The 315-nt window shown below is 44.8% G+C and carries 1 rRNA gene; it reads left to right on the top strand.

Going from position 1 to position 315, the window contains the following annotated elements:
• Positions 1-212: 212 nt before the first annotated feature.
• Positions 213-315 (top strand): 5S ribosomal RNA (gene rrf, locus M0413_RS22795); the annotation flags it as partial.

Consider the following 315-nt stretch of genomic DNA (forward strand, 5'->3'; position numbering starts at 1 on the left):
TAGGTCAGGTGTGTAAGCGTTGTGAGGCGTTGAGCTAACTGATACTAATGACTCGAGAGGCTTAACCATACAACCCAGATGGGTTTTGCTAAGTAGCACTTAGCTTGAATAGAAACACTTAAGAAGTGGTACTCAAACCAGCTTTCCGAATTTACTTTCCGAATTTAATTTACTGCCTGCGACGATAAGACAGGTAGTAAATAACAAATTTGCTTGGTGACAATAGCATTGTGGTCCCACCTGATCCCATCCCGAACTCAGAAGTGAAACGCAATCGCGCCGATGGTAGTGTGGGGTCTCCCCATGTGAGAGTAG

It is taken from the genome of Shewanella sp. 8A, from assembly GCF_023475945.1.
Taxonomy (GTDB): domain Bacteria; phylum Pseudomonadota; class Gammaproteobacteria; order Enterobacterales; family Shewanellaceae; genus Shewanella; species Shewanella xiamenensis.